10 protein-coding genes are annotated in these 16,856 nt (G+C 59.9%); 5 read left to right on the forward strand and 5 right to left on the reverse strand.

From position 1 onward, the window contains the following. Positions 1-37: 37 nt before the first annotated feature. A complete protein-coding gene (locus AEYBE204_RS33735; RefSeq protein WP_023463022.1) occupies positions 38-451 on the reverse strand; it encodes a response regulator in 414 nt (137 codons plus the stop codon). Positions 452-607: 156 nt separating this feature from the next. Here AEYBE204_RS33735 and AEYBE204_RS33740 point away from each other — a divergent pair, with 156 nt between their 5' ends. The 3 genes from AEYBE204_RS33740 (at position 608) to AEYBE204_RS33750 (ending at position 4,492) form a co-directional block, all read left to right on the forward strand. Next, positions 608-1,507, forward strand: a complete 900-nt coding sequence (locus AEYBE204_RS33740) for an NAD(P)/FAD-dependent oxidoreductase (protein ID WP_031231022.1) — start codon at positions 608-610, stop codon at positions 1,505-1,507. A gap of 155 nt (positions 1,508-1,662) precedes the next feature. Further along, entirely contained in the window at positions 1,663-2,778 is a 1,116-nt protein-coding gene (zapE, locus tag AEYBE204_RS33745; RefSeq protein WP_023463024.1) for a cell division protein ZapE, read from the forward strand. A gap of 283 nt (positions 2,779-3,061) precedes the next feature. After that, positions 3,062-4,492 (forward strand): alkaline phosphatase, encoded by a 1,431-nt coding sequence (locus tag AEYBE204_RS33750; RefSeq protein ID WP_023463025.1) that lies wholly within the window; start codon positions 3,062-3,064, stop codon positions 4,490-4,492. Positions 4,493-4,542: 50 nt separating this feature from the next. Here the strand turns inward: AEYBE204_RS33750 and AEYBE204_RS33755 are convergent, their stop codons facing one another. Next, positions 4,543-5,364: a CoA ester lyase gene (locus AEYBE204_RS33755; RefSeq protein ID WP_023463026.1), complete on the reverse strand. Its 822-nt coding sequence runs from the start codon at positions 5,362-5,364 to the stop codon at positions 4,543-4,545. Positions 5,365-5,544: 180 nt separating this feature from the next. On the opposite strand from AEYBE204_RS33755, the gene AEYBE204_RS33760 reads away from it, so the two are divergent. Beyond that, a complete protein-coding gene (locus tag AEYBE204_RS33760) occupies positions 5,545-6,288 on the forward strand; it encodes a Bax inhibitor-1/YccA family protein (protein ID WP_023463027.1) in 744 nt (247 codons plus the stop codon). Between the two features lie 53 nt (positions 6,289-6,341). Here AEYBE204_RS33760 and AEYBE204_RS33765 read toward each other — a convergent pair whose 3' ends face one another. The 3 genes from AEYBE204_RS33765 to AEYBE204_RS33775 form a co-directional block, all read right to left on the reverse strand. Next, the gene (locus AEYBE204_RS33765) at positions 6,342-6,680 is read right to left on the reverse strand and encodes a DUF2794 domain-containing protein (protein WP_023463028.1); all 339 of its coding nucleotides are present in this window, start codon (positions 6,678-6,680) and stop codon (positions 6,342-6,344) included. 408 nt (positions 6,681-7,088) lie between these two features. Next, a complete protein-coding gene (locus tag AEYBE204_RS33770; protein WP_023463029.1) occupies positions 7,089-9,821 on the reverse strand; it encodes a hypothetical protein in 2,733 nt (910 codons plus the stop codon). Positions 9,822-10,019: 198 nt separating this feature from the next. After that, on the reverse strand, positions 10,020-13,739 hold the full coding sequence (locus tag AEYBE204_RS33775; RefSeq protein ID WP_023463030.1) for a TonB-dependent receptor: 3,720 nt from the start codon (positions 13,737-13,739) through the stop codon (positions 10,020-10,022). 929 nt (positions 13,740-14,668) lie between these two features. Between AEYBE204_RS33775 and AEYBE204_RS33780 the strand changes: the two genes are divergently transcribed. Continuing rightward, positions 14,669-16,636 carry a rhamnogalacturonan lyase gene (locus AEYBE204_RS33780; RefSeq protein ID WP_023463031.1) on the forward strand — a complete coding sequence of 656 codons (1,968 nt, stop codon included), beginning with the start codon at positions 14,669-14,671 and terminating at the stop codon, positions 16,634-16,636. Positions 16,637-16,856 lie beyond the last annotated feature (220 nt).

The raw sequence follows: 16,856 nt of genomic DNA on the forward strand, positions 1-16,856 counted from the left end.
CGGCTTTTTTCTAGGTCGTTGAATCAGCCTGACTTAATCAGGCGTGGGCTGCCATGCCGCCGTCGTAACCGGTGGCCGACGGAATGTGCAGGACACGATCCAACGCATTGAACAGGGCTTCAGGGGTGAAGGGCTTCATCAGGTGGCCGTCGCCACCGACTTCCTGACCGTGGACCAGCGCACTGCGGTCGTCATTACCGGTGAGGAACAGGATCGGCGTATGGCCCAGATGATGACCGTATTCCAGCTGGCGAATTTCCTTGGTCGCGGCAAGGCCGTCCATGACGGGCATTTCCATGTCCATCAGGATGGCGTCGTACTCGCTCACCTCATAGGCCTCGACCGCTTCACGGCCATTGGCCGCGAACTCCACATGAACGCCCGTCGCCGACAGCATCAGGTCGATCATCTTCCGCAGGGTCGAATTGTCTTCTACGCACAACAACTTCACTGGTTTATTCCTTCCCGAGGGATATCGAACAGACTCACGCTTCGTATCCCATTGTTACACTTAATCTCATATAGGTCTTATTCAAAGATGAACAAGGCCTTATAGTTTTCCTGCAAAGACCTTGCCAGAAAAGGGGTTTCGCTTATGGATGAGCACATGGAAACGCTTAACTCTCCGATCACGAAAAATCTTGAGGCTCTGATCATCGGTGGCGGCCCGGCGGGCTGCGCCTGCGCCCTGTGGCTGCATAAGCTGGGCGTCGAGGTTTTGCTGGTCGAAGCCAGCGACCGGTTGGGCGGCCTGCAACGGCGCAGTCCGTACGAAAACCTGTGGATTCCGGGAGTTACGGGCCGCACGGGTGAGCAGGTGGCCGAGGCCCTGCATAGGCACATCGTGACGGCGGGCGTGCCGCACCTTTTGCAAACGCGCATCGGCACTATTCGTCCGAGCACTGAAGGTTATGAGGTTACCTTCGGAACCACGCGTGTACTGACAAAACATCTTATTGTTGCAACCGGAACCAAACCCAACGCAGGTCCTTTTCTGCCAAGCGATTGCGTGGCGATCGGACCTGGCCACCCTATGGAAAATATAACGGTTGGCAACCGAAAAATTGCAATTTTAGGTGGCGGCGATAATGCCTTCGATCAGGCGCGTTTCGTGCTGCAACGCGGTGGAAAATCGGTGACGATCTTTGCACGCACGACACCCCGCGCCCAGGCCGTGGTGCAGGCGTCTGTACCGGATGCCAGGGTCGTTATCGGTCCTTATCAGGCCGATCAGGACCAGATGACCGTCAACGGCGAGGGTTTCGACGTTTTCGGGGTCATGTACGGCTTTCGGGCCAGCCTGCCCGAAGGCCTTCACATCACTAATGAAAATGGCTATGTCGATGTGAACCGTCAGGGCGAGACGTCGATGCCGAACCTTTGGGCCTGCGGCGAAGTGACCGATTACTGGCACCCGTGCGTGACCACGGCAGCAGCCCACGGCGTGCAGGTCGCCAAGCAGATTTCCCTGCGTCTCGCCGCAAACCCTGCCACAATAAGGCCTTGATGCCTTACGCAGCCGCAGCAAATTTTTAACCTCATGGTGCGGTTTTTCTGCTAGTTTGGCCCTGCTCAAGGTTGAGAATTTTATTTTTTCACATTGAATCCTTATATTTTGAGCGTCGATTTCACATCACATTTCCGTGTATTTCAGCCCTCGTCATGCCCAGCGCCGTCAAATCCGCCTATCGCCGCCTCGTCAAAATGGGAGAAATCACCGCCGACCCGGCTCAGGCCGAGGCCGTCGAGGTCCTGTGCCAGCTTGAGCGCGACCTTAAGGCGTCGGGGGGGATGCTGAACGCAGTGTTCGGCGGCGCAAAGCCGCTGGGGCTCTACCTCTGGGGACCGCCGGGGCGCGGCAAGTCGATGCTGATGGACCTGTTCTACGAGCAAGTGTCGTTCAATTCCAAGCGCCGCATCCATTTCCACGCCTTCATGGCCAAGGTCCACGAACTGGTTCAGCTCTGGCGGCAGGGCACGGCCAAGGACCGTCAGGCGCAGTTCGGCACCAACAAGGGCGACGACCCGATCGCGCCGATCGCCAAGTTGATCGCCTCGGAATCGAAGCTGCTCTGTTTCGACGAGCTTCAGGTCACCGACATCGCCGACGCCATGATCCTGGGGCGGCTGTTCGAGGCCCTGTTCGCGCACAAGGTGACCATCGTCATCACGTCGAACCGCGCGCCGGAAGAACTGTACAAAAACGGCCTCAACCGCGACCTGTTCCTGCCGTTCATCACCATGATCCGCGAACGGATGACGGTACACCAGATCAAGGGGCCGAAGGATTTCCGCCTCGACCGTCTGCGCGGGGCTCAGGTCTATTTCTCGCCCGATAGCGACACGAAGGCTCAGGCCGGGTTCGAGGCCCTGTGGCAAGCCATGACCCATCACAGCAAGGTCGTCACCACGCAACTGAGCGTCAACGAGCGCAAGCTGGTGTTCAAAGCGACCTGCGGGCCGTTGCTGCGGACCAGTTTCGCCGAGCTTTGCGCCGCCAATAACGGGTCGGCGGACTATCTGGCCATCGCCGAGCGCTTCACGACGGTGTTTATCGAACACATCCCGGAACTGGGGCCGGAAAAACGTAACGAGGCCAAACGCTTCGTCACCCTGATCGACGCGCTGTACGAGGCCGGTGTCAAGCTGGTGGCGCTGGCGGCCGCCGAACCGGCGAAGCTCTACCCGTCGGGCGATGGCGCGTTCGAATTCGAGCGCACTGTGTCGCGGCTAGAGGAAATGCGTTCGGAGACCTATCTGGAAAAGGTCGAAAACTAGACAGCAGTTAGACGTACTCCCTCCTCCCTACGAAGTGGGGAGGTGGCAGGCTGCGAAGCAGACTGACGGAGGGGGATGACTCCGAACATTTGCCGCAAGCTTGTCCGTTTGGCGCAATCCCCCTCCGCCTCAACGCTGCGCGTTTCGGCACCTCCCCACGGCAGAGCCGCAGGGAGGAGAGAGTGGCGTGCTTCGAGACGTCACCTTAGCGTCATCGATGCGTCAAGGCCCTGTCACGAGGCGGGCCTAAACCACGGACACCTCTATTATCCAATGGTGTCCCATGTCCCTGCGCGCGCTTTGTCTGCTGGCCTCCTCGCTTCTCCTGCCGATGTCGGCGATAGCGCAAACGGTGCCCGACAAGACCTCGCCCTACTACGCCGCGCAAAAAGCTGCCGTCGAGGCCGCGCTGAAGCGCGCGCCGAATACGGGCCGCGCGAAAAACGTCATCCTGTTCATCGGCGACGGCATGGGCATCAATTCGGTCACCGCCGGGCGCATCTTCGCCGGGCAAATGAAGGGCAAGGACGGCGCGTCCTACGTCCTGTCGTTCGAAGCCCTGCCCTATACGGCGTTTTCCAAGACCTATTCGAGCAACAATCTGGTCACCGACTCGGCCAACGGCATTTCGGCGATCACCACCGGCTTCAAGACGATTAACGGCGGCATCGGCGTCGACGACACCGTCAAGGGCGGCGTCTGCGCTGACGCGGCCACGCACGTCCAGACCATCGCCGAACAGGCCAAGCTGAGCGGTCGTTCCATCGGTGCCGTGACGACCTCAGGCATCACCGACGCGACGCCTGCGGGCACCTACGGCCACACCTCGACGCGCGGCTGGCGCGCGGACGGCGACCTGCCGGCGGAAGCGGTGGCCAAAGGTTGCGTTGATCTGGCCCGCCAACTGGTCGAAGCGCCGGAAGCCGTGCGCCTCGACGTGGCCATGGGCGGCGACCTCGAAGCCTTCCTGCCGGAAACCAAAGGCGGCGAGCGCAAGGACGGTCGCGACCTGACCGCGCAGTGGCTGAAGCAAAAGAACGCGAAATTCCTGACCGGCAAGGCGGCGCTCGACGCGCTCGATACGCGCACAGCAGGGCCGGTGCTGGGCCTGTTCTCGAAGGGCGACCTGCCGTCGCCGGTCGATCACCCGCAGGACGTGCCGACGCTGGCGAACATGACCGATAAAGCCATCGACCTGCTGAGCCGCGAGCCGGACGGCTTCTTCCTGCTGGTCGAATCGGCCTCGATCGACAAGTGGCACCATAAGAACAACGCCCACCGCGCCCTGACCGATGTCGACGAACTGGCCCAGGCCGTCAGCGTGGCGATGGCGAAGACCAACCCGGAAGAGACCCTGATCATCATCACCGCCGACCACAGCCACGGCCTTGTCCTGTCGGGCTACGCCTCGCGCGAAACCCCGGTCGACGGCGTGGCCAAGGATAAGACCGGCGGTGTCTATTCGATCCTCAGCTACGCGACCGGCCCCGGCGGTCACGACCACGAAGGCGAACTCACCGCCGCCGAGACGCAAAACCCCGACTTCACCAACCCGTCCCTGACCAAGATGCCGTCGGCGGCCCACGGCGGCGAAGACGTGCCGGTCTACGCCTCAGGGCCTCAGGCCTATCTGATCCGCTCGACGGTCGAGTCGGCCTATCTCTATCAGGTAATGAAGCGCGCCCTGTTCGACGTGGCGGCGAAGGCGAAGTAAGAAAGATTTGACCACGAAAAGCACGAAACTTCGTTTCGTGTTTTTCGTGGTCAAATCTTTTCTTGTATCCCCAACCACCGCCGCGCCGTGGCGAGGTGCATAAGCTCGACCATCTCACCGTCCAACGCGACTAAACTTTTGCCCGCATTTTCCGGTGCGTCGAACACGGCCACCACGTCCCGCGCCCAGCTTAACTGCGCGTTCGACGGTGAAAAGACCGCTTCGGTAATCGCGATCTGCGCCGGATGGATCAGGGTCTTGCCGTCGAAACCCAGCGCCTTGCCGTGTGCGCATTCGGCGCGCAGGCCGTCTTCGTCGCGGAAATTATTATAAACGCCATCGATCACGTCCAGACCATAGGCCCGTGCGTACAGCACGACCTGCGACAGGGCCGTGGCGATTTCAGCGCGCCCCCCCGTCGCCGCCACGCGCAGATCCGCACGCAGGTCGTTGGGCCCGACGATCAGACCCGCCAGACCCGGCGCTTCGCAAATCTCTTTCAGATTGACCACACCGCGCGCCGTTTCGATCATCGCCCACAGCGGCACATCGGGCAGGCCTTTGAGATCGCGGGCAGATGATACTTTCGGCACGACCAGCCCATGAACCCTGTGGCCAAGAAATGGCTTCAACACTTCTGTCACCGGCACGGCCAACGCATCTATGCGTACCCAGATCACCGGTGCCGCAAACCCGCTCGTCTCCAGCGTCGCAACCAACCGCGCGAGGGCTGACTCTTTCTCCTCCGCTCCGGCGGAGTCCTCCAGATCGAAGATGATCGCGTCGCAAACAAGGCTTGCGGCCTTGGCCATCGCCTTTTCACTGGCGGCGGGTACGAACAAAACGGAGCGCAAAGGCGTGTGAACGGACATCGGACCCTTTCGGAACAGCGTTAACGCATCAAATGAGAGTAATCAGGGACGCGCAATCCTTTGCAGGAATTAAATGCGCTGTAACTTGACTCACGCCGCCTTGCCAGCGGCCTCGTCATACCACATATTAGGGTCAATCTCGCGCCGTCAGCGCGGTTATTCCACAGGGGAATACAGATAATGAACGACTTCAGCCGCTATACGACGCCCGACGCGCCTTCGATGGACATGTCACGCGATGAGGGCCTGCGCAGCTTCATGCTTGGCGTATACAACAAGATGGGCCTTGGCCTGCTGATCACCGGTGCTCTGGCGTGGACCGTCGCCTTCTACCCACCGGTTACACAATACTTTTTCACGCACGATGCCACGGGCGCTCTGACGGGCTTTACGCTGCTGGGCATTATAGCTAGGTTCGCGCCTCTGGCCCTGCTGCTCGGCACCATGTTTATTAAAAACATTTCTCCGGGCATGGCAGCATTCGTTTATTGGTTCATCGTCGCCGCTTTCGGTATCTCCGGTGCCGTCTGGTTCATCGTTTACGATCTCGGCTCTATAGCTCAGGTCTTCGCCGTCACGGCCATCGCCTTCGGTGGCCTGAGCCTTGTCGGTTATACCACCAAGAAAGACCTGTCGGGTATGGGTTCATTCCTGATCATGGCGCTGATTGGCTTGATCGTTGCCAGCATCGTCAACATGTTCCTGCAAAACTCGATGTTCGACTTCATCATTTCGCTGGCCGGCGTGGTGATCTTTGCGGGCCTGATTGCCTACGATACGCAGAAGCTGAAAAGCATCTATTATCAGCTGGGCGGTAGCGAAGCGAAGATGAATGTCGCCACGTCTTTCGGCGCTCTAGAGCTGTATCTGGACTTCATCAACCTGTTCACCTTCTTGTTGCGTCTGATGGGCGACCGCCGCTAACGAAGGTAACAACCAAGACGAAAACCCGCCGGATCACTCCGGCGGGTTTTTTGTTAGATGACGTCGAACTTTTTCTTGTCGAGAAAGGCCAGCACCGGGGCCAGTTCGTGGCCGCGTTTGAGGATCAGGCCGTTCTGGTTGAACAGGGCAAAGGCCCCTTGCTTGCGGCTCAGGGCCGGGCGTTTTTCGATGCGGTAGACGGGAGCTTCACCCGTGCGCCGGAAGATATTGAAAGCCACCGCGTCCGACAGGCTATCGATGCCGTAGTCGCGCCAGTCGCCCGCCGCGACCTTCTGCCCGTACAATCGAAGGATCAACTCCAGTTCGCGGCGCTCGAAGAAAACCGTCGCGCCCGACGGCTGGAAGCTTGATCCGTGGTCCTGAAAACTCATGCTGAACCTCATACATCAGACCGCGATTAAGCGCCCGCCGCGGGCTCCCGGCAAGTCAAAATCCTTATGCGACAGGCGTCAAATCCGTAAAACTATGTCCTGCGGGCCACTTATCGGAAAGAAACGATTGCACCGCAATAAGACCTTATTTCCGCCCTTTCGCCGCCGCCTTTGCTTTATAAAACGGTCTTGTCGGTCGGATCGGTCCGGTCAGGTTCACCCCTGAACAGCCCCCCAGCCCTCGAACCTGATCCGCCATTACTGGCAGTTCCGTTTCGGCCGACATTTCCTCCCTGAAACTTTGGACGCATCGCCTTTTGGCTGATGCGTTTTTCTTTGCGCGACAGGCAAAGAAAAACCCGACCGTCGCCACGGCCGGGTTTTTCTGGGCTCCTGACAACGGAAGCGCTATTTCACGACGCCCGCCTTGGCCGCGGCCTCTTCCAGACTATCCCCGATAAGGGCCAGGTTCTGGATCGCCGACAGGCCCCACTGCGCCGTGCCGTTGGTCGACAGGGTCGGGTCTTCGTCCAGCGGTCGCAGGACGGCCGCACCATCGATGCGTTTGGTCTTGCGGTTGAGTCCGCCGTCGGATTCGCGACCTTCCTTGCCGAAGAACTCGCCCCACGCCCGCAACGCCAGCGCCTTGTCCTTCTCGTGGAACGCCGCAAAGGCCGTCAGACGCGAATGCGAGTCGGTCAGGGCGCGACCGCCGGGATCCTTGCCCAGCAGTGCGACGATCTCGGCCTTCGGTGCGTTGTAGAAGCGGCAATATTCCAGCCACGCCTTCTTGTAGGCCGGGATGTCGACCAGATCCCAAAGTTCAGAGGTCATTTCCACGACCCCGAAGACGGCGTTCAGGTGGGATACGGAAATATAGTCGCCGTCACCGAGGAACTTACCCGTCTTGAGGTCGTAAGGCGCCTCACCGGCGAACCAGCGGCGCTTCATGGCGGCGATGGTGACCATGCCGTTGACGATGCGGTCGCGCCATTTTGTGTCCTGCGTGCGCTCCCATTCGGTCAGCCATGCCCCCAGGAACGCGCCCCACGAGGTGCCGAAGCCCGAGGCCACGACACCCTTGGGCCGTTCACGTCCCGGCGCCGGCGGCAGCTTGCGCGAGATGTCGACATTTTCCAGCGCCATGTCGGAATCGATCAGGTCGCGCATCAGGTCGCCGACGCGCTCATCGGCGGTCAGATAATAGAAGATACGGCGATAGGCGACGTTCGACACGCGCGGTTGCTTCGATGAATCCGACCACGGCTGGACGCCGTGACGGGTACCGAAGCCCTTGAACCGCCCGAGGTGATAGACATCGACCTCGCCGGTTTGCCGCGTCATGGCCTCGGCGAATTTGAACACATCGGCGCGACCGGTACGCAGATAGGTGTACCAGATCCACAGGTCGGTCGAGAGCTCGGAATTATCCCAGGCATAGCCGCCGATATCGTAGCGCCACATGTGGCGGTCGGCATCGTAGGTGTGCATGACGTCGCCATAGGTCCAGAAGCCGTACCAGCGGCGCTGCTCGACCTCCTTCATATAGTAGTCGATCTGATAGGTCAGGCGGTCTTCGAGAATCTTGCGCGCCGGAGTCGAGGAATCGGGCAGCCCCCAATCGCCGAACACGCCCGCTTCCTTGATACGCGCGGGCGATACGGTCAGACGCGCCGGGTTGGCGATCTGCTCGGCCATGTCGGAAAAGGCCTGATGCGACGGCGTCGCGCCCAGCGCCCACAGCGTCAGCTCCGACGTCCGCGCCACACCATTGGCCGTGTCCCAGCCGGTTTCATAGTCCTCATAGGTGATGTTAAGGCCTTCGATTTCCTTGGGGTGGGTGTCCATGCCGTCCTGCCCGCGATAGGGGCGGACATCCATCGCCGGCGCGTCCGGCGAATAGAGCCAGGCGGTGATTTCCGCCGTGTCGGTATGGGCGTTGCGCACATCGAGGCTGGTCGGCGCGCGCTGCCAGAAGTCCTTGAGCCCCAGCGCCACGCCGCCGCTGACCCCGCCGACATAGGCCAGCCCCTTGGTACGCGTGCCCGCATTGGAGTCGATCCAGGCATGACCGGCGCGGGTACGCTTTTTCAGCGTGTAACCGTCGGGCGTCAGTTGCGACAGGCTGAAATCGCCCCATTCCGGAATCCACTTCAAACCGTCCTGCACCGGCTTGGCCATATCGGCAACCGCCACAGCCTTGCCATCGACCTGAGCCGCGCCGAGCCCCTTGCCGACGGGACGGCGCAGGCCGGTCAGGGGCCGCACGGCCTCACCCCACACACCGACACCGTCGCCCGACAGGCGGATATGGCGATTATGGGTTTCGTCGGTCAGCGGCGTCTTTGCCGTGACACCCAGACCGCGGATGAAGTCCTTCGCCGGGTCACCGTCATAGATGAAGGAGTGGACGATGCGGACGCTTTCGGAACCGGCGTAGAAGTACAGACGGACACTGAACGGCAGCCAGTCGCGGCCATTACCAGAGTGCGTACCTTCGACCTTGAGCAAAGCACGGACCGGACCGGTCTGCTCGACCGTGACCTTCGTCACCTTGCTGGCGAATTTCTGCTGGTTGACGCTGCCCGTGGCGTCGAGGTCCGGCTGATCCTGCCACAGGGCGACCAGCTTCATCTCCTTGAGCGTCAGACGGCCCGCGCGCGTGGCGCTGGCGATCAGATACTCGCCCGAGGTCGGCACGACCCACACCAGATCACTGGAGGTAATGGTGACGGCATCCGCCGCCTGTTTGACACTGACGGCCTTGGCGGGCGCGCTCGGCTTACCGGCGGTGAGCGAAAGCCCTTCGCTCGGTGCCCCGCCAGCGACCGCGTGGGCGGTCCATTTCAGCGAGCCGTCCGGCCAGTAGGCGATGGGCCACGACTGCACCGGCACGTCGCCCAGCCTGAACTCCGGCGTCTTGCCCTTGGCCAGTTTCACCGTACCGCGCGGCCACGGCACACCCAAAGTCCCGCCTTCGAAGGCATTCGGCTTGCCATCCAGCCATGTGAGGTCCGTCGACGATACGGGCGTCGCCTTGACCGGCGCGGCGGCTTCGGCCACCCACGGAACGGAGGACAAGGCGCCAAAGGCGGTGGCCGCCTGAAGAAGGTGGCGGCGTGAAAATGAAGGGTTCGGCATATTTAGGGTTCCCAGCCTGTGCAATTGGTCTGCCGGTTAAACGGCAGAGAGGGGATAGTCCGGCGCTTGGTTGACCATTTTAGCGCTATTTTGATCGCAGATGACGCCAATGCTCACATCCTGTCAACATCAATCGGACACAAAAAACCGCCGCCCGGAGACCCGGACGGCGGTATTTAGCAGTCAGTTTCTTATCGACTATTGCAGGCGATAGGTGACGCCGAACATGTAGCGCGAGCCACCGTAGGACAGGCGGTACAGGTTCTTTTCACCGTTGGCGAAGCCGTTGTAATCGCCACCCGATGTCGAGGTGCCTTGCTTGGTCAGGTTACGCCCTTCGAGATAGAACTCGATATTCGGGCGGAACTTGTGCGTGATCTTGGCATCGACGTACTGGGTTTCGTCCTGGAAGCGCGGCTGACCGGGGTTGTACGGTACAGGGCGCGCCGCCGTTACGCCGAACGAGCCGGGGTAGTTGTTGACCGTGTTGGCGGTGCCGCACGGCGTGATACAGGTGAAGTACTCGGTACGCTTCTGATACGAGACGCGGGCATTCGTCTTGCCATCGTCATACCACAGCGACAGGTTGGCGAAGTAATCGGACTCGCCGACCGGACGCATCTGATCGCCGGAGTTCGGATCGACGACCGAAGTGCCTTCCGTGCTGGCCAGGGTCGAGATGTTGAAGTCGGCACCGGTGTAACGGGCGTACCACGGCAGGAAGGTGAAGGCGGTCTTCGAGGTGAATTCCCAGCCGGTACGGCCATACCCGACGTCGTTTTCCCACTGGGTGTAGGAGAATTCGAGGTCGCTGACCGGCGCGCCGGTTTGCGGATCGACCAGGCCCGAACCTTCGAACAGCTTGCCGTTGGTCTTGGCGACGGCGATCGGGCCGCCGATCTTGACGTCCAGCTTGTGGTAAGCCAGCGACAGCATGGTGTCCTTGTTCGGATACCATTCGACGGTGACACTCGAATTCTTGGCCGTGTAAGGCTTCAGGTTCGGGTTCCCGATAGTGCCGGTGCAGGTCATGTCCTGATCGCTGCCGTCAACGGCGATGACGCCTTCGTTACGTTCATCGAAGCTACAGGTACCGGCCGGCACGAGGCGGGCGATCGGCGGGCGCGAAACCGTCTTGGCAGTGTAATAACGCGCCACCAGAATATCCGGGATAACCCAGAGGTTGGCGTTGTAGCTCGGCAGCCAGTCACGGGTCTTGCGGTCAAGTTCGACCGGCTGACGGAAGGTATAGGTGACCGTTCCGCCTGCCGCTGCCGGCGTCGCCGGGTTGTAGGTCGCCGTCTTGCGGATCGAGTTCAGAACGAACACACCGGTCGCCGAGGTATCGACCTCGACCATACGCAGGCCGACGTTACCGCTGAACTCCATGCCGAACGGAAGCTGTTGCTCGAATTCCACCATATAGTAGGCGGCCGTCGTCGCTTCATTGGTCAGGGTGACGGGCTGTTCGTACATGTTGCCGTCGCTACCCATACAGACCTTGATACAGTCCAGGTTAGCGTTTTGCGCGGCGCCGAGTTGGCCCCACAGCTTGTCGATATCGATACCGTACCAGTTGGTCAGGTTGCCAGCGCCGTTATAGCCGTCGAAGAAGACCGAATCCGGTTCCGTACGCACGCTGCCCAGCAGGGCAACCAGTTGGGCCGGCGTAAAGGTGTCAGTCCCCGTCAGCTTGCTGCTGAGGTTCGTGTTGGCGACATAACCGTAAGGACACGGCACCGTCGAGGTCGCCGTCGGCTGACAGGCACGGAAGAAGCCACGCAGGTTAAGCGTCGGCACCACGATCGGCGCCTGATATGTGGTGGTACCGAAGGTGCCGACCGCTTCCTTGACGTTATAACCGCCCGGCCCCCAGTACTGGGCCTTGTTTTCACGCTTGGAATAACCGGTCTTGAACAGGGTGAAGAAGGGTAGCTTGTCTTCCAGACGGTAGGTCAGGTCGAACTTGGCCGTCGTTTCGCTCGATTCCTGCATCCGCGGCTGGTAGGTGACCTGGAAGGTCGGCGTAAACTGCGGCATCTGAGCCGCGGTATAGGCCGGGATGGCCGGGTTGTTGATCGAGGCCGCCACAGCATTCTGCGCCGCTGCCGGCGAGAGGACGACGTAGTTCGCCGCATTGTTTTCGTCGAAACCGGTCGGCAGGGTGTAGGCCCACAGACCGCTCGGCTGAACCGTCAAGGTTGCCTTGCCGTAAGGCGCGTTGATGCTGCTGCGCTTGTCGTCACGCGAATAGGTCGCTTCGCCACGGTTGAAGACGAACTCGATCTTCAGCGGACCGTCCTTATATTCACCGCCGAACTGCATGTAGCTGCTGTCGGAGATGATATTGGTCGAAATCTGGTCGATACCGACCGAACCGTCCGAGATGGAGAACGCCGTCACGTGGTGGTTGGCGTCAACCTTCACCGAAGCCGGATCGACGTTGGTCACCAGACCCAGAGTCGGGAAGGCATAGTTGGACACGTTTGCCGCAGCCGTACCCGCCACCGGGTTGATGTCGATGGTGATCGGTGCCGTCAGGTAACCGGTGTTGTAGTTGTAGTAGCCGGAATTGGCGAGGGCGGTGCGATAGTTGATGCTGTTCGACGGATAGAGCGTACCGTTCGGACCGTTGGTCAGGGTATCGTTATACGTCAACGCCGTATTGATGTTGATGCCACCCAGATTGCGGTTGCGGTACTGGTCGTCGACGTGGCGGTTGGCGATGCCGTACTTGGCGTAGATGCTCAGGTTATTATTGACGCGGTAATCGAAGCGGATGTCGGCGGCCACGCGTTCATCGTCGTTCGAGTTCTGGAAGTTACGGATCAGGGACGGCGTATAGTCGTTCCACTGGTTCAGGCAGGTGATACGCTCATACATGCGCTGGTTCTGCGCTGCGACGCGGTTGTTGTTGCTGGTGCCGCCGGCGATCAGCGCCAGCTGGGCATCCGTCAGCAGCGGGAAGGCTGCGTTACATTCGTCCTTGGTCTTGGCATTGGCCGAAAGGGTAACGACTTCGAGCGGGGTCAGGGAGTTGATGCCCGCACCACCGTTGGCCGCCGGCGAGACCAGGTTCGGCGTGGTCGCCAGAGGGCCCGTAACGGTCGACGGATTGAAGGTAAAGGTCTTGTTCGGCGAGTTGTCGAAATCGACCGCACGCGCGTAACCGGCGTTATTGGAGGTCACGACCTCCATGTTGTGACCATTGTTCTGAATCTTGCTGGTCGAAAGGCTCGCCAGAACGCCCAGACGGCCTTCGAAGAACTTGCGCGAACCAACGATATTGATGTCCGGGCGGTATTCCCGACCCAGGGTATTGCGGGTCGTGCCGATGCGCAGCGACAGGTAAGGCTTCTTGAAATCCAGACCGGTACGGGTTTGAATCCGGACCGAACCACCGATCGAACCTTCGGTCATGTCGGCGGTCGAGCCCTTGACGACATCGACGCTCTTGATCAGGTCGGACGGAAGTTCGCGCATGTCGGCGCCGCGACCGTCGCCGGTACCCGACGAGATGGCCAGACCGCCGGCGTTCTGAACACCGATACCGTCCAGTTCGACGCGAACCATATCCGCCGTGTTGCCGCGAATGGTGACACCCGAACCTTCACCGAACTCGTTACGGTCGACCGCCGTACCGGCGATGCGCGAAATAGCTTCGGAAATGTTGCGGTCCGGAAACGCGCCGACGTCGTCAGCGACGATCGAGTCGGTCGGGGTCTTGGCGCGTTTCTTACGCTCGTTGGCGGATTGTTGCGCGGCGCGGGCGCCGACGACGACGACTTCGGTCACTTCGTCGCCCTTGGCAGCGACCGGCGCGTCTTGCGCGAAGGCCGGGGCCGAAACGGCCAGCATGGCCAGGCCGGTGCCGGTCATCAGGTAACGGGCGAAAGCGCCCTTTTGCGATTTATGCATTAATATTCCTCCGAATGTCGCACGTAGCGACATGCCCCTTAGCGATGGCGTTAGTCCTTAGACTGTAACGAAGGAAAGCGACGGCGCGGCACCGGGCGGCACCTTCCGTATGTCGGAGCCCATCAGTCATCCCGTAGCGGCGATCAGACCGCCAGCCATGCACCTTCGTCTGTGCGAAGTCGTGCGCTGGCCCTATTCGGAATGAACCTTTCGGTCCGGTTTTCACTCCCCTGCCAGGGTCCTGTTTTTGGTGGACCTCTGACCTAACAACCTGTTGGATGAGGTTGACCTTTGATTGACCGATAGTGATAAGTCAAGCCGCATTGTGATCATAATCGGGCATTCATCAGACAATATTGTAGGATTTGGCCTGAGAAGTTACCCAAAAACCACAATTTGCGTCCCTGAAGGGTAAAATCAGCCCGAAAATGTCACCACAGAAACTTTTGTAAAATTTTCAAATTGATATTTTCGTCCCGAAAATAGGGACAAAAAAAGCTATCACCTCAGGGAAATCGACACATTATCCTTTAAAAACATAATCTTAATAATAACCAAGTTCGGCGTGCAACAGATTGAATCTTCCGGAGAAAATTTCACTGCAAGGCCACCCATTACCATTCTGACACAGAATGTCCCGACAAATGAGCATACTAAATATTTGTAATATATAAATAAAATAAGCAAGACTTTTCAAGTTCTTGCATTATTGCCGCTCGAATACAGCCATGTGTGTCGCGTGCGAAAAGATATGTTTTAGATGACAAATAAGTCGGACAAAGTTAGCGCTAACAATGCAAAATCGATCACATTTGATCAAATCTTGTACAAAATTACCCAATCATGAGATAAATAGCGACAGGTAACACGGCCTCCCGCGTAGAACCGCCTGAATGTGGACCACAGGGATGCCGCACGGAGGATATATAATGACATCGTTGAAATACCATCTGCGCTCGGGCGCAGGTGCGCTGGCCGTTGCAGGCCTGATGGTGCTGGCCCTGCCTGCCGCAGCGCAAACGACTTCCATGAAGGTCGAGTATCTCGACCGCGGCGCGGTGGCCGTGACCGGCGATAAGGGCGTACTGGTCAGCTGGCGGTCGCTGACGACCGACGACGCGAAACTCGCTTTTAATGTCTATCGCGACGGCAAGAAGCTCAATGCTCAGCCGATCGGCGACCGCACGAACTTCGCCGACGAAACGGGTACGGCCAAAAATGCCTACGAAGTCCGCGAAGTGACGGGCGGCAAGGAAGGCGCGAAGTCGAAAGCCCTGATCATCGACGGCTTCCTGAGCATCCCGCTCAACAAGCCCGCCGACGGCACGACGCCGGACGGCAAGGTCTATGGCTATACCGCCAACGACGCCTCGGTCGCCGATCTCGACGGCGACGGGCAGTACGAAGTCATCCTCAAATGGGAGCCGACCAACGCCAAGGACAACAGTCAGGGCGGCTATACCGGCCTTGTCTATCTCGACGCCTACAAGCTGAACGGCAAGCAGTTGTGGCGCATCAATCTGGGCCGCAATATCCGCGCCGGCGCCCACTACACGCAGTTTCAGGTCGAAGACTATGACGGCGACGGCAAGGCCGAGCTGATCGTCAAGACCGCCGACGGCACGACCGACGCCAAGGGCAAGATCATCGGCGACGCCAAGGCCAACTGGGTCTCGGACGGCGGCGAAATCGCCCAGAACGACAAGACCGGTTCGGTGGTCGCCGCCGACGGCAAGCTGATGGCGCAGATGCAGGGCCGCGTCCTCAAGGGACCGGAATATCTCAGCCTGTTCGACGGCGCGACCGGTGCCGTGCTCGACACCATCAAATACCCCTCGCCGCGCGGCCCCAACGGCGACGATCCGACCGACGACGAGGCCAAGGCGCGCTGGGGCGATGCCTACGGCAACCGTTCGGATCGCTATCTGGCCGGGACGGCATGGCTGGACGGCGTCCATCCGTCGGCGGTCTTTGCGCGCGGCTACTATGCCCGCACGACCATCGCTGCGGTCGACGTGAAGGGCCGCAAGCTGGTCAATCGCTGGTATTTCGACTCGAAGGAAAACGGCCTCGACGAGAAATATTCCGGTCAGGGCAACCACCAGTTCAGCGTTGCCGACGTCGATGGCGACGGCAAGCACGAGATCCTCTACGGCGCCATGGCCATCGACGACAACGGCAAGCCGCTGTGGAGCACGGGCATGGGCCACGGCGACGCCATGCACGTCTCCGATCTCGATCCCAACCGTCCCGGCCTCGAAAAGTGGGGCGTCCATGAAAACATGAAGATGTCGGGCAATACCGGTGCGGCGCTGCTCGATGCCGGCACCGGCGAGGTCATCTTCAAGATACCCGCCGACAAGGACACGGGCCGCGGCGCGGCGGGCGACATCGACCCGCGCTTCCCCGGCGCGGAGTTCTGGGGCTCGAACAGCGGCAACCTCTTCGACGTCAAGGGCAATGTCATTTCCGACAAGCGCCCGCGTCAGATGAACTTCATGATCTGGTGGGACGGCGATCTTCTGCGCGAACTGCTCGACGGCAACAAGGTGTCGAAGTGGGACTGGGAAAAGAGCGACGCGACCGTCCTGCTCAATGCCGAAGGCGCGACGTCGAACAACGGCACCAAGTCGACCCCGGCCCTGTCGGCGGACCTGTTCGGCGACTGGCGCGAAGAAGTCATGCTGCGCAGCACGGATAACCTGACCCTGCGTATCTATTCGACCAACATCCCGACCCAGTACAAGTTGATCACCCTGATGCAGGACCCGCAATACCGCGCGGCGATCGCCTGGCAGAACACCGCCTATAATCAGCCGCCGTGGCCGTCCTACTTCATCGGCGACCAGATGAAGGCCCCGCCGAAACCCAATGTCACGGTCATCAGGAAGCCCTGATAAATATCACCCTCCGGAGCCGGGCTCCGGAGGGTTTTTTATAACGAAACGTTCCGGAGAAAAACGTACAACCTGCGGAGTCATAAGCAAAAAATACGCTCGATCAAATTTATGTGCTTTCAAATCCGCTTTGAATCCCTATAGATTCACGATTAAGTTGCGTTTCTGGCTGTATCATACCGTTCAGGTATCGACGTTACCAACTTCAGGATGAGGACAG

Origin of the sequence: Asticcacaulis sp. YBE204 (assembly GCF_000495855.1) — a bacterium.
In the GTDB taxonomy this organism is placed as follows: Bacteria; Pseudomonadota; Alphaproteobacteria; order Caulobacterales; family Caulobacteraceae; genus Asticcacaulis.

Bases quoted from the DNA above. Each gene is read 5' to 3' on its own strand.
- AEYBE204_RS33740 (WP_031231022.1), top strand. From the start codon at position 608: ATGGAAACGCTTAACTCTCCGATCACGAAAAATCTTGAGGCTCTGATC.
- zapE (WP_023463024.1), top strand. From the start codon at position 1,663: ATGCCCAGCGCCGTCAAATCCGCCTATCGCCGCCTCGTCAAAATGGGA.
- AEYBE204_RS33750 (WP_023463025.1), top strand. From the start codon at position 3,062: ATGTCCCTGCGCGCGCTTTGTCTGCTGGCCTCCTCGCTTCTCCTGCCG.
- AEYBE204_RS33755 (WP_023463026.1), bottom strand. From the start codon at position 5,364: ATGTCCGTTCACACGCCTTTGCGCTCCGTTTTGTTCGTACCCGCCGCC.
- AEYBE204_RS33760 (WP_023463027.1), top strand. From the start codon at position 5,545: ATGAACGACTTCAGCCGCTATACGACGCCCGACGCGCCTTCGATGGAC.
- AEYBE204_RS33765 (WP_023463028.1), bottom strand. From the start codon at position 6,680: ATGAGTTTTCAGGACCACGGATCAAGCTTCCAGCCGTCGGGCGCGACG.
- AEYBE204_RS33770 (WP_023463029.1), bottom strand. From the start codon at position 9,821: ATGCCGAACCCTTCATTTTCACGCCGCCACCTTCTTCAGGCGGCCACC.
- AEYBE204_RS33775 (WP_023463030.1), bottom strand. From the start codon at position 13,739: ATGCATAAATCGCAAAAGGGCGCTTTCGCCCGTTACCTGATGACCGGC.
- AEYBE204_RS33780 (WP_023463031.1), top strand. From the start codon at position 14,669: ATGACATCGTTGAAATACCATCTGCGCTCGGGCGCAGGTGCGCTGGCC.